Raw genomic sequence first — 12,606 nt, forward strand, 5'->3', positions numbered from 1 at the left:
AAAGAAACAAAAAAAGGAAAGGCGTAGGGGCAGCCCCAACGGCCTGCCCCTCCCTCTCCTGCAATGACCTGACTTTCCCTGTTCCCCCTCTCCGTATCGGAGAGGGGGTCAGGGGGTGAGGTGTTTTAAAAATCCCCCCAAATTCACAACTTTTTTCCTCCCGTTTTTGCCAATCTCCAATCTCTAATCTCCAGTCTCCGCCTTATTTCCGCTCCGTTTTTGCCCCGCCGTAATTCCCGTCAAAAAGTGCGCTAAATCCCCGAATTTCCGATACATATAAGGGGGGTTTTGCTGTCCCTTTTTAGGCATCCATCAGAACCCCCGGCCTGATATATTGGGTTATAAATTTATGGAGATGGGAAAAATGGAACTCTTGCTCGGTAAACAGGAAATCCGGCTCGCCCTCCTCTTGGGCGGCGGCGGCGCAAGGGGCTTGGCGCATATCGGCGTATTGCGCGCTTTGGAAAATGCCGGCGTGCCGATAGCCGCCATAGCGGGGACATCGATAGGCGCCATCGTCGCCGCCGAGTTTTCCCGCAAGCAAAGCTCCGTTTGGTGCCAGAAGCTCTTCGAGCGGTTTGCCCGCTCCGATTCCTTCAAGGCCTTGGGGCTGGACAAGGTGAACAAGGATATGCAGCGCGGCCAGGGGTTCTGGAACACCATTCTCTCCGGCATTCGCGAAAACGTTTTGATCGCCATGGCTCTCCGCCGCGCCAGCATCGTTCCGCGCGAAAAAATCGACGCCGTGCTGACCGAATTTGTGGCGGATGGCCAGCTTTCCGAATTGCCGATACCCGTGCGCATCGCCGCCTCGGACTTGAAATCCTGCCGCACGGTCTGCTTCCGCTCCGGCTCAATTTTGGGAGCGGCAAGGGCGTCAACTTCGCTGGCCGGATACTTTCCGCCGATTCAGGAAAACGGGCATTTGCTGGTGGATGGGGAAGCCACCAGCATCATCCCGATTGACTGCCTCTCCGGTCTGGGAATCACCCACACCTTGGCAATTGACGTTTCAGGTTCGGTTTGGCCGGACTGGCAGATTACCACCGCCCTGCAGGCCTTGCTTCGCCAGCAGGAGCTGGAGCGGGCCTATTTTAGAAGTTATCTGCACCGGCTTTGCGACTTGGTGGTGCATCCGGAACTCCCCGGCGGCTTCTGGACCGACTTCGACCGGGTGGAAGAATTCGTGGAAGCCGGTTATAATGCGATGATGGCCGCCCTCCCCAAACTGAAAAACTTCCGCCCCCGCCAGCCCTTGCCCCATCTCGAAAACCCCCACCCGCCCCCCCTGTATCTCGAATTTCCGTTTTTAAAGGCCGGGGCGCTTCGGGAAGTTTCTCCCGGCAAGAAAGGGGAAAAGGCGGCATGAGCGAAAGACCGAAAAGTCTCCCCGCCCTTTTTTCCCAAACATTCACCCGCTTTTACCATCCCCGCCAGCTGGCGCGGAAATACCTGGGGCGCTGGGAGGCGGTAAGCACCACCGAACTGGCCGGGCAGGTTCGGCGTACCGCCTACGGCTTGGCCGACTGGGGAATTTACAAGGGGGAAAAGGTGGCCCTGCTTTCCGGAAGCCGCCCGGAATGGCTCATCGCCGATTTGGCGGTTCAATCCCTGGGCGCCGCCACCGTGCCGGTCTATCCGACGCAGACGCCGGAAATCGCCCGCTACATCGTGGAACACTGCCAGGCCCGGGCGATATTTGTCGAAAATTCCGAGCTCTGGCGAAAATTCGGCCCCGCCCTGGCCGATTTGAAAACCCTCGAGGTGGTGATTTTCTTCTCCAACGTGGTCCGCGAGCCGAAGGTCTTGGCCCTGCCGTCGCTGATGGAAATGGGGGATGAACTGGCGGAACGGCATCCCACTTTGTTTGCCGAAAGGCGGGATGCACTCTCCCCGGAGGATCTGGCCACCATCGTGTACACCAGTGGAACCACCGGCAATCCCAAGGGGGTGGAACTGACCCACGCCAATCTGCTCTCCAACCTCTTTGCCGTGGGGAAAAGGATGCCCCTCGATCCCGGTGAGGATATTGCCTTGAGCTATCTTCCCCTTTCCCACGCCTTCGAGCGGCTGGTGATTTATTACTACCTGGCCAGCGGCATCCGCATCTCCTTCGCCGGCGGCATTGAAACTTTGATGGCCGATTTGCGCGAAGTGCGGCCGACGATTATGACCACCGTGCCGCGCCTTTTGGAAAGAGTGTACGCCGCGACGGTGACCAAGGGGAATTCCGCCCCGTTTTTAAAGCGCTTTCTGTTCCAGCAGGCGATGTCGGTCGCCGGCAAATGGAAACCGGAAATGGAACAAAGCCGCCTCTCCCGGATGCGCCTCGGCCTGGCCCGCAGTCTGGTTTTCCGCAAATGGCACGAGGCGTTTGGCGGCCGCTTGCGCTATCTGTTCACCGGCGGCGCCGCCTTGGATGCCGAGCTGGCCCGGCTCTTTATGGGGGCCGGCATCCGGGTCTTTCAGGGGTACGGGTTGACCGAGGCCTCCCCGGCGGTTTCCACCAATTGCCCCGGGCTGAACAAAATCGGCACGGTCGGCAAACCGCTGGAAGGAATCGAAGTGAAAATCTCCGCCGACGGGGAGCTTTTGATTCGCGGCGAAAACGTGATGCAGGGGTATCACAAGGAGCCCGCCGCCACCGCGGAGATAAAATCCCCGGACGGCTGGCTTTCCACCGGCGATCTGGCCACGCTGGATGAAGAAGGGTATTTAATCATCAAGGGGCGCAAAAAGGAAAGCTTCAAAACCAACACCGGCGACTACGTCAACCCGTCCAAAATCGAGCAGGCCCTGAAGCAAAGCCCCTTTATCGAGGAGGCGGTGGTGGTTGGGGAATCCCGGTCTGCCCCGGCCGCCTTGTTGGTGCCGGACAAGAATTTTCTCAAGCAGTATCTCGAATTCAAGGGAAACGGCCAGACGGATCTGGAACAATTCATCCAGTCGCCGGAATTCAAGGCCCGTTTGATTCGCAGCATCCAGAAAATCAACCAGGGTTTTGCCCGCTGGGAAAAAGTGCGCTATTTTGCCCTCGTGCCGGAGCCGTTCTCCATTGAGGGGGGGCAGTTGACGCCGACCTTGAAGGTCCGCCGCAGCGTGGTGGAAGCCCGCTATAAAAATCTAATCGAGGCCGCCTACCGCGAAAAACCGCTGGAAATTGAGGCGGACGTGGCCGCCCCGGGCGAAAAAGTGACCCCATGAAATCCTTCCGCCTGGCCGCGGTATTGGGGGCGGGGGTGATGGGTTCGCAACTGGCCGCCCTTTTGGCCGGGAGCGGCGTAAAAGTCGAGTTGCTTGACATCCCCGGCCCTGACCCCAAGGAGCCGGAAGGAATCGCCCAACAGGCGCTAAAAAAACTTAAAGCCCAAAAACCCTCCCCTTACTTTCATCCTTCCCATCTGGACAACATCCGCCCCGGCAGTTTGGAGCATCATCTCGAGCGCTTGAAAGATGTTGAATGGGTGTTGGAGGCGGCGCCGGAAAATCTGAAAATCAAGCAGGAGCTTTACGCCAATGTTGCTCCGCTTCTGCCGGACGACTGCATCTTTTCTTCCAATACCAGCAGCTTGTCGGCATTTACACTTGGGAACGCACTGCCGGAGAAGTTCCGCAAACGTTTTTTCATCACCCATTTCTTCAACCCCCCGCGCTATCTGCGGCTTCTGGAACTGTTGCCTCATCCCCAAGCAGACATCAAGGCGAATTCGGCCTTCCTTTGGTTTTTGGACCGGCATTTGGGAAAAAGCATCGTGCCGGTTAAGGACACCCCGGCTTTCATCGCCAACCGGGTCGGCATTTTCGCCCTGTTGGATGCCCTGGCGCTGGCGGCCGAATTCAAATTCTCCCCGGCGCAGATTGATTTTCTCACCGGCCCGTTGATTGGCCGCCAGAAAAGCGCCACCTGTCGCACGGCCGATTTGGTCGGGCTGGATACGGTGATGGCGGTGGTCAAAATTGTGCGGGAAGGGGCGCCGGACGACCCGCGCCCCGACCGCTTCACCCCGCCGCCGATTTTGCAATCGCTCGTCGCCGCCGGAAAATTGGGGGAAAAGTCGGGCGGCGGCTTTTACCGCAAAGAGGGGGATGAAATTCAGGAAGCGGATGAAAACCTGAACTACACGAAACGGAGAAAAATGGAGTCGCCGCTTCTGGCCCAGGCCGGCGCCGAGGAGGATTTGGTAAAGCGGGTGCGTATGTTTTTTGCCGCGACGGACGACCTCGCCGGCGCTTTTGTTTCCCGTCACCTAATTTCTGTTGCCAGCTACGCTGCCGCCCTTTCCGGCAAAATCTGCGACCGGCCGGGGCGGATTGATGATGCCTTGCGCTGGGGTTTCGGCTGGCAAATGGGGCCTTTGGAGCTGGTCAAGGCAGTCGATTGCGACTTACTCGCGAAGGCCGCCGCCAAGTTTTCCATTCAAGCTCCGGCTCTGCCGGAAAAAATCGAATCCGGCGAACCCGGCCCGCTTTTGCTTCCCGCCAAGCCGGAACAAGTCGTGGCCGAGAATAAGGAAGCGACACTTTTGAATGCTGGCAACGGCATTGCCGTTCTGGTTTTTCATTCCAAGCTGAACGTCATCGGCGCGGGAATTCTGGGCCTCGCCCATAAAGCGTTGGAGATTGTTAAAAACGACTTCGACGCGTTGGTGCTTGCCAACGACCCGCAGGCGGAGGCCTTTTCGGCCGGCGCCAATCTGGGCTGGCTTTTGATGACCGCAAGCGAGGGGGATTTTGATGAAATTGCCCTGATGATTAAAAAGTTTCAAGCGGTGACGGAAGGAATGGCCAAAGCCCCTTTCCCGGTTGTGGCCGCTCCTTTTGGCATCACGTTGGGGGGGGGTTGTGAAATCTGTCTGGCCGCAACGAGGCGGGTAGCCCACCGCGAACTCTATATCGGCCTGGTGGAAACCGGCGTCGGCCTGCTTCCGGCTGGCGGCGGAACAACAAGAATGGCGGAAAAAATTGCTCTACGGGCCAAGGGGGGCATGCTTCTGCCTCATCTGAAAACCGTCTTTGAAAACGTCGGCCTTGCCAAGGTCAGCATGAGCGCCGATGAAGCGTTTGCGATGGGGTATCTCCAGCCGGAGGATTTGGTGGTTCCCAACCGCGGCCGCCTGACCGCAGCGGCGCTTTCCCAGGCCCGCCTTTTGGCCGATGCCGGAACCACCTCCAAACCGCCGGACAAGCTTCGCGTGGCCGGCAAAAATGGCTTGGCCGCCGTCGAGACCTTTTTGTATCTGATGCGTGAAAGTAAAATGATTACCGAGCACGATGCCACGGTCGGCCGCTCGCTGGCCAAGGTCCTCTGCGGCGGCGAACTTCCCGGCGAGCCGGAGGTGCCGCGGGAATATCTCTTGCGGCTCGAAGCGGAGGAGTTTCTGCGCCTGGTCGGAATGCGCAAAACGCAGGAGCGGATGGCGCACTTGCTTAAAACCGGAAAACCGTTGAGAAACTGATGAAGGAAGCCGTAGTCGTAGCCGCCAAACGAACGCCCGTCGGCAAGGGTTTCACCGGTTCGCTGGCCCAAGTCCATCCCGTCCAGCTCGGCGCCGTTCCCGTCAGGGCGGTCATACACAAGTTAAAGGGATTGGACCCCGGATTAATCGACGAGATCATCGTGGGATGCGCGATGCCGGAAGGGGAACAGGGGCTGAACGTCGCCCGGCTGGTCGGCTTGGCCGCCGGACTGCCGGACAGCGTTCCGGCGATGACCGTCAACCGCTTTTGCGCCTCCGGACTGGAAGTCATCAGCTTGGCCGCAAATCGAATCCGACTGGGCGAGGCGAATCTAATCCTCGCCGCCGGGATGGAATCGATGAGCGCCGTGCCGATGGGGGGAAACAAAATTGCGCCAGAATTGGATTTGGTGCGCGCCCGGCCGGAATCCTACATTTCGATGGGCCTGACGGCTGAAAACCTGGCCGAAAAATACAAAATCAGCCGCGAGGAGCAGGATAGATTTGCCTTGGAAAGCCACCGCAAAGCCATCGCCGCAATTGACAGCGGCGTGTTTGCCGGCCAGATAGCGCCGGTGGAAATACCCCGTCAGTCCCTGAACGAGCGAAACAAGGTTGAAACTTCCATGGCAACCTTCACAACCGACGAAGGCCCCCGCCGGGACACCAGCATGGAGGCGCTGGGCAAGCTTCAACCATCCTTCAAGAAGGAGGGCACGGTGACCGCCGGCAATTCCAGCCAGATTTCGGACGCCGCCGCCGCGGTGATTGTCGCCGAAGCGGAATTTGCCAAAAAGCAGGGCTGGAAGCCGCTGGCGCGCTTCGTCGGCTACGCCACCGCCGGTGTGGCGCCGGAAATTATGGGAATCGGGCCGGTGGAGGCCGTGCCCAAACTGCTCAAGCGAACCGGTCTTTCCCTTTCCGACCTCGACGTAATCCTTTTGAACGAGGCCTTTGCCGCCCAGAGTTTGGCAGTCATTCGCGAGCTTGGTTTGGACGCGAATAAAGTGAATCCTAACGGCGGCGCCATTGCCCTCGGGCATCCTTTGGGGGCCACCGGGACGAAGCTGACCGTTGAGTTGATGTATGAGTTGGAACGGTCGAAGAAGAAATATGGGATGTTGACGATGTGCGTGGGAGGCGGAATGGGTGCGGCCGGAATTTTTGAAAGGATTGCCTGAAATGTCAAACGAAAAGACGATGCTTGCTCCCGGTGGCGGTTTTTTAATCGGCCCGGCCAGCCCGGACTGCCTGATGACCCCGGAGCGCTTTTCCGACGAAGTCAAAACGATTGCCGAAACCGCCCGCGACTTTATGCTTAAGAAAGTGGTTCCCAAATCGGAGGCACTCGAGAAGAAAGAAGAGGGCTTGATGGTGGCGCTTTTCAAGGAGTGCGGCTCACTCGGGCTTTTGGGCATCGAAGTGCCGGAAGAATACGGCGGATTGGGAATGGGAAAAGTCGCCTCCGCAGCGGCTTCCGAAGAAATCGGCCGCCAGGCCTCCTTTGCCGTCACCTTCGGCGGGCATACCGGCATCGGCAGTCTGCCCATCGTTTATTTTGGAACATCCAAGCAGCGGGAAAAGTATCTTCCCAAACTCGCCACCGGCGAGTTGATGGCCGCTTATGCTTTGACCGAGGCGGGCAGCGGCTCGGACGCCCTTGCGGCGCGGACAAGAGCCGATTTAACGCCGGATGGAAAGTTCTACAAGCTTTCCGGCGGCAAGGTCTGGATTTCCAACGCCGGATGGGCTGATTTGTTTGTCATCTTTGCGCAAGTAGAGGGGAGCAAATTCACCGGCTTTATCATCGAGCGGAACACCCCCGGTTTTTCCATTGGCGCCGAGGAACGGAAGATGGGGCTGCACGGCTCATCCACCTGCGCCCTTTCCTTTTCGGATGCGACACTTCCGGCCGAAAACGTATTGGGGGAAATCGGGCAGGGGCATAAAATCGCCTTCAACGTCTTGAATGTCGGCCGCTTCAAGCTGGGGGCCGCCACGGTGGGGGCTTTGAAATATGTGTTGCAAATCGCCGCCGCCTACGCCGCCGGCCGCAAGCAGTTCGGCAAAACGATTGACAGTTTTCCCTTGGTGCAGGCGATGCTGGCCCGGATGGCGGTGCGCGCCGCGGTGGCGGAAAGCATCGTCTATCGCACCGCCGGGCTGATTGACGCCGCCGCCAAGGAGCGGGCAACCGGCAAGGACAAAATTGCGGCCGAGCTTTCCGCCGTGGAGGAATATGCCGTGGAATCCTCTATTCTGAAGGTCGCCTGTTCGGAGATGCTGGATCAAAGCGCGGATGACTGTGTGCAGATTCACGGGGGCTACGGCTATTCCGCCGAGTACCCGGCCGAGCGTTTTTATCGCGACAGCCGCATCAACCGGATTTTTGAAGGGACCAACGAAATCAACCGGATGCTGGTTACGGGGATGCTGTTGAAGCGGGCGATGAGCGGCCGGGTGCCGCTTTTGGCCGCGGCCCAGAAGGCCCAGCAGGCGCTTTTGGATTTGCCGTCCGGCGACGAAGCTCAAGGCCGGTTGGGAACTGAACTTGCTTTAGCCGAAGGCATTAAAAAAGCCGCTTTGCTTTTAGCCGGAGCCGCCGCCCAGAAATTTGGGGCGAAATTGGATGAACAACAGCAAATTCTGGCGGGCATTGCCGATTTGATAATCGCCGCCTACAGTTGTGAAAGTTTGACACTGCGCGCCTTGGCCGCAGGCGACGGGCCGGCCGGCATGTTTCTCTCAACAGCCGCCCGGTATCACGCCTCCGGCCTGCCGGAAAACCTGCTTTCCATCGGCCGTTCGGTTGCCGCCGCCACGGCGGAAGGGGACAACGCCATGCTTTTGGCCTCCGGCCTCAAACGTTTTCTGCGCTATCCGCTTTTCGACCGCTTCGCCCTCGAACGGGAACTGGCGGAGATGGTGAAAACTAAGGGCGGTTATCCGGTCTCTTAAGTTATTTGTAAATCAATAGAAACACCGAACCGGCCCACAAAATAATTCCCAAAACCAGCGGTAAATCGGAGAAAATCGTTTTGGTCGGGTCGCCTCCTTCGGTTTTCTGGTGAACCAAATAAAGATAACGAAAAATCCCGAAGAGCACAAAGGGGACGGTGAGGTAGAGATGGGTGGAGCCAAGCTTTTCCTTCACTTCCGGCGATAACGTATAGAAGGTGTAGGCCACCACGGTGGAGGCGGTCACCACGCCGATAAGCTGGTCCAATAAATAGGGGGAATAATGTTCCAAGCTGGCCCGGTGGCTTTTGGCTTCCCCCTCAAGCAGAACCATCTCCGCCCGGCGCTTGGAAAACCCAAGAAATAAGGAAAGCAGCAGGGTGCAGATGATCAGCCAGTCGGAAATCGGCGCGCCGATGAGCCAGCCCCCGGCGACGGCCCGCAACACAAAGCCGGTGGCCAGAAGCATGGCATCCAGAATCACGAACCGCTTGAAGAAAAACGAATAGGCGAAATTCACGGCGACATAAAGCCCGACGCCCAGCAGAAACTTCTCCTCGAGCGCATACGCCCAGGCCAGGGAAGCGGCCAACCCCAAAAAAGCAACCGCAAACGCGGCCGGGCGGGGAAGCTGGCCGGAGGCCACCGGCCGCTTGGATTTCAGGGGATGTTTGATGTCGGAAGAATAATCGATGGCGTCGTTCAAAATGTAAAGCGAGGAGGAGGCCAGACAGAAAACCAAAAACCCCCAGAAGTTTTTTATCAGCAAATCAAAATCGAAAAGATGCTTGGAAAAAATCAAAGCCGCAAACAAAAGGAAGTTCTTCGGCCACTGGTAGGGGCGGGCCGATTTCCAGAGGGCGGCAATGAATTTCATTTGGGAATCAACGCCAAAAAAGCTGAACGCTCATTTCGGCAGAAAGCGGGCGGGATGGGCCGTGAAAACCTGGGCGGCTCGGGCGTAATCTTCCGCCCGTCCGATATCCAGCCAGAAACCGGTGAACGGGAAGCTGGCCACTTTCTTTTTGGCCTTCAAAAGGGTCAAAACCAGCTGGGGAAAATCGAAACGCCGGTTTTTGGGAACGAAGCGCAAAACCTCCGGCGAGAACAGGTAAATCCCCATCGAAACCTGATAAGGGAGCGACGGTTTTTCGATGTAATTGGAGATGGCATGGTTGTGGTTGGTCACCACCACGCCGAAATCGACCCGCACCTCCCGGTGGTGGGTCGCCACCGTCGCCACAGCGCCGTTTTTTTGGTGAAAACCCCAGAGCCTGCGGTAATCCAAATCGGTCAAAACGTCCCCGTTCATCACCAGAAACGGCTCGGTCAAATCGGCCAGCATGGCCAGAGGCCCGGCCGTTCCCAAGGCCTTGGTTTCCACCAGATAATCGATGTAAAGCCCGTACTGCCGGCCGTCGCCAAAAAAGGTGCGGATAAGGTGCGAGAGATGTCCGGTGGCGATGGTCACCCGCCGGGTGCCGGCCTTTTTCAATTGGCGCAAAACGATTTCCAAAATCGGCATGTCCCCCACGGGCATCAGGGGTTTGGGGATGACCGCCGTATAGGGGGCCAGCCGCGTCCCCTTTCCTCCCGCCAGAATGACGGCCCGCTCCGGAAAGTTCATACTACATACTCTTTCGGAAAGAGGGAGCGGTTTCTTTTGTACCAGTCGATGGTTTTCAAAAGCCCCGTTCTGAAATCCAATTTCGGTTTCCAATCCAAAACCTCCTGTGCCAGCCGAGTGTCGGCCAGAAGCCGGTCCACCTCCGATTCAACCGGCCGCACCCGTTGTTTTTCCTTCTGCACGACCAGTTTTTTTCTAAGCAAAGAGCCAATCTGCTCCACCAGCTCGCCGACCGAAATTTCAGTCCCCATTCCGACGTTTACGACCTTCCCCAAAACCCCTTTGGCATGGGCGATGCGGACGAACCCTTCCACCGTATTGGCCACGTACGACAAATCCCGGGTGGGATAAAGCGAGCCGAGCCGGATTTTTTTCCCCGCCAACGCCTGGCTGATGATGGTCGGGATGATGGCCCGAACCGACTGCCGCGGCCCAAAGGTGTTGAAGGGGCGCAGAACCGTGACCGGCAGCCCGAAGGAGCGGTAGTAGCTCAAAGCGAGCTGGTCGGCTCCGATTTTGGAGGCGGCATAGGGGGACTGGCCGACTAAAGGATGCCCCTCGTCGATGGGAACATATTGCGCCGTGCCGTACACTTCGGAAGTGGAGGTGTGCACCACCCGCTCCGTTTTGTACTCCAAAGCGGCGTTCAATACGTTGGCCGTGCCGACCACGTTGGTATCCACGAATTCCCTGGGATTGATGTAGGAGTACGGGATGGCAATCAAGGCCCCCAAATGGAAAACGATTTCTTGCTCACGTACGGCTTTGCGCACGGCCTCCGGGTCGCGCAAATCCCCCAGAAAGATTCGCAAACGGGCCAGGTTTCCGTTGGAAAATGTGTCGATCCATCCTTTATGCCCCAGCGCGTTGTAGCGCAGAAAAACGGAAACCGCCGCCCCCTCCTCCAAAAGCCGTTCGGTCAAATGACTGCCGATGAATCCCCCCGCCCCGGTCACCAGAACTTTTGCGCCTTTCAAACTCATCGAGTCAGGAAAAGTAGGGGAAATCCGGAAAAGAGCAAGCGGTTGCTACCCGTCCGCCCCTTCGGGGGCCAGCATGGTCTCCACTTGAGGAAGATTCTTCTGCTCGGTCAAAAGATAGAGCAGGTCCCCCTCCTCCAAAACGGTCCGGCCGGATGGGGCGTTCATTTTTCCGTTGCGGGAAAGCAAAACCACCAAAGTACCCTCCGGAAAGCCGGCATCCACGATGCTGCGCCCGGCAATTTTGGAACCGTACGGAACCAAAAGCTCCAGCACGGAAAGCTCCTGGTCACCGGCGGTTGCCAGCTCCAGCGCGGTGGCCGCCGGATGCGGGACCGTGCGGGAAAGCCCCAAAAGCCGCGCGGCCAACCCCACCGTGGAGCCCTGCAAAAGGGCGGAAGTCAAAACCACGAAGAAAATCAAATTAAAAATCGCCGATGCACCGGAAAGCCCGGCCAAAAGCGGGTAAGTGGCCAAAACAATCGGCACAGCCCCCCTCAACCCGACCCAGGAGACGAAAAGTTTTTCCCGCCAGCCCATGTTTGCCAGCAGGAGGGAAAGAAAAACCGCCGCCGGGCGGGCAATAATCAAAAGAAAGGCCGCCAGCAAGAACCCTTTCGGAGTTACCGGCAAAAGCTGCGAGGGGAAAACCAAAAGCCCCAAGGTGACAAACATCCCGATTTGCGAAAGCCAGGCCAGCCCGTCATGAAAGCGCAAAAGTGTTTTCTTGACCGCCATCGGCTGGGAGGCCACGACCAGCCCGGCGGCATACACCGAAAGAAACCCGCTGCCGCCAAAAAGTTGGGTGGCCGAATAGCAAAAGAAAACGGCCGCCAGCGAAAGCACCGGATAAAGCCCTTCGTGGTCGAGCGAAAGCCGGTTCACGGCCCAAACCAAAACCCGCCCCACAAAGTAGCCGATGACGGCCCCCACCGCCATCTGCTGGATGAAAAGAAGCGTGAAATCCCAGAGGGTGAATTCCGGATGGAGGGCCCGCACCACCAAACCGATGACCAGAAAAACCGCCATCGGGTCGTTGGAGCCGGATTCCAATTCCAGAAGCGGCTTCAGTTCCCCTTTCAACCCCAGCTTTTTGGAACGCAAAACGGAGAAAACCGCCGCTGCATCGGTCGAGGAAATAATGGCCCCCAGAAGCAGGGCCTCGAGCGTGGAAAAACCCAGAACCGTGCGGGCAAAAAAACCGACCGCAAAGGCGGTCACCAGAACACCCAAACTGGAAAGGGAGAGCGCCTTTTTGAAAGAGGGTTTGACTTCGCTCCAGCGGGTATCCAGCCCGCCGGAAAACAAAATCAAGGCCAGCGCCAAATTGCCGACGGCCCGCGCCAGCCGGTAATCCTCAAAGGGGATCCCGCCCGGTCCTTCCGACCCGGCGAGGATGCCAACCAAAAGAAAAAGCACGAGGTAGGGAACACCAAGGTTGGAGGAAAGCTTGGTGGCCAAAACGCCCGCTCCCAAAAGCAAGGCGGCGGCCAAAAGCAAATATTCGAGCGGCAAATACATACTTGCAAAAAAGCCAATTTGCAATTCAAAGTAAATGATTTATTGGCGGAAAAAACAAAAAGCA

Annotated in this window: 9 protein-coding genes; 5 read left to right on the forward strand and 4 right to left on the reverse strand. The window is 57.9% G+C overall.

Annotated elements, in window-relative coordinates; translation table 11 throughout:
* Positions 1-364 precede the first annotated feature (364 nt).
* Genes VNL73_05990 through VNL73_06010 form a run of 5 tightly spaced genes read left to right on the forward strand, consistent with a single transcriptional unit; the run spans position 365 to position 8,414 of the window.
* Positions 365-1,369, forward strand: a complete 1,005-nt coding sequence (locus tag VNL73_05990) for a patatin-like phospholipase family protein (protein ID HXF48958.1) — start codon at positions 365-367, stop codon at positions 1,367-1,369.
* On the forward strand, positions 1,366-3,204 hold the full coding sequence (locus VNL73_05995) for a long-chain fatty acid--CoA ligase (protein HXF48959.1): 1,839 nt from the start codon (positions 1,366-1,368) through the stop codon (positions 3,202-3,204). Before VNL73_05990 ends, VNL73_05995 begins: the two co-directional genes overlap by 4 nt.
* Complete coding sequence (locus VNL73_06000) at positions 3,201-5,456, forward strand: 3-hydroxyacyl-CoA dehydrogenase/enoyl-CoA hydratase family protein (GenBank protein HXF48960.1); 2,256 nt, start codon at positions 3,201-3,203, stop codon at positions 5,454-5,456. Before VNL73_05995 ends, VNL73_06000 begins: the two co-directional genes overlap by 4 nt.
* Positions 5,456-6,637 carry an acetyl-CoA C-acyltransferase gene (locus VNL73_06005; GenBank protein HXF48961.1) on the forward strand — a complete coding sequence of 394 codons (1,182 nt, stop codon included), beginning with the start codon at positions 5,456-5,458 and terminating at the stop codon, positions 6,635-6,637. The genes VNL73_06000 and VNL73_06005 overlap by 1 nt, the downstream gene beginning before the upstream one ends.
* Before the next feature lies 1 nt (position 6,638).
* Positions 6,639-8,414: an acyl-CoA dehydrogenase family protein gene (locus VNL73_06010; protein ID HXF48962.1), complete on the forward strand. Its 1,776-nt coding sequence runs from the start codon at positions 6,639-6,641 to the stop codon at positions 8,412-8,414.
* A gap of 1 nt (position 8,415) precedes the next feature.
* On the opposite strand, the gene VNL73_06015 is transcribed toward VNL73_06010, so the two are convergent.
* The 4 genes from VNL73_06015 to VNL73_06030 are packed head-to-tail and all read right to left on the reverse strand — an operon-like array spanning position 8,416 to position 12,542.
* Positions 8,416-9,291, reverse strand: a complete 876-nt coding sequence (locus VNL73_06015) for a decaprenyl-phosphate phosphoribosyltransferase (protein HXF48963.1) — start codon at positions 9,289-9,291, stop codon at positions 8,416-8,418.
* Positions 9,292-9,321: 30 nt separating this feature from the next.
* Positions 9,322-10,041 carry a sugar phosphate nucleotidyltransferase gene (locus VNL73_06020; protein HXF48964.1) on the reverse strand — a complete coding sequence of 240 codons (720 nt, stop codon included), beginning with the start codon at positions 10,039-10,041 and terminating at the stop codon, positions 9,322-9,324.
* Complete coding sequence (locus VNL73_06025) at positions 10,038-11,024, reverse strand: GDP-mannose 4,6-dehydratase (protein HXF48965.1); 987 nt, start codon at positions 11,022-11,024, stop codon at positions 10,038-10,040. Before VNL73_06025 ends, VNL73_06020 begins: the two co-directional genes overlap by 4 nt.
* A gap of 45 nt (positions 11,025-11,069) precedes the next feature.
* Positions 11,070-12,542, reverse strand: a complete 1,473-nt coding sequence (locus VNL73_06030; GenBank protein HXF48966.1) for a potassium/proton antiporter — start codon at positions 12,540-12,542, stop codon at positions 11,070-11,072.
* Positions 12,543-12,606: the final 64 nt, after the last annotated feature.

Source organism: Verrucomicrobiia bacterium (assembly GCA_035574275.1).
Taxonomy (GTDB): Bacteria; Zixibacteria; MSB-5A5; order DSPP01; family DSPP01; genus DSPP01.

Bases quoted from the DNA above. Each gene is read 5' to 3' on its own strand.
- VNL73_06030 (HXF48966.1), bottom strand. From the start codon at position 12,542: ATGTATTTGCCGCTCGAATATTTGCTTTTGGCCGCCGCCTTGCTTTTG.
- VNL73_06015 (HXF48963.1), bottom strand. From the start codon at position 9,291: ATGAAATTCATTGCCGCCCTCTGGAAATCGGCCCGCCCCTACCAGTGG.
- VNL73_06020 (HXF48964.1), bottom strand. From the start codon at position 10,041: ATGAACTTTCCGGAGCGGGCCGTCATTCTGGCGGGAGGAAAGGGGACG.
- VNL73_06005 (HXF48961.1), top strand. From the start codon at position 5,456: ATGAAGGAAGCCGTAGTCGTAGCCGCCAAACGAACGCCCGTCGGCAAG.
- VNL73_05995 (HXF48959.1), top strand. From the start codon at position 1,366: ATGAGCGAAAGACCGAAAAGTCTCCCCGCCCTTTTTTCCCAAACATTC.
- VNL73_06025 (HXF48965.1), bottom strand. From the start codon at position 11,024: ATGAGTTTGAAAGGCGCAAAAGTTCTGGTGACCGGGGCGGGGGGATTC.
- VNL73_06010 (HXF48962.1), top strand. From the start codon at position 6,639: ATGTCAAACGAAAAGACGATGCTTGCTCCCGGTGGCGGTTTTTTAATC.
- VNL73_06000 (HXF48960.1), top strand. From the start codon at position 3,201: ATGAAATCCTTCCGCCTGGCCGCGGTATTGGGGGCGGGGGTGATGGGT.
- VNL73_05990 (HXF48958.1), top strand. From the start codon at position 365: ATGGAACTCTTGCTCGGTAAACAGGAAATCCGGCTCGCCCTCCTCTTG.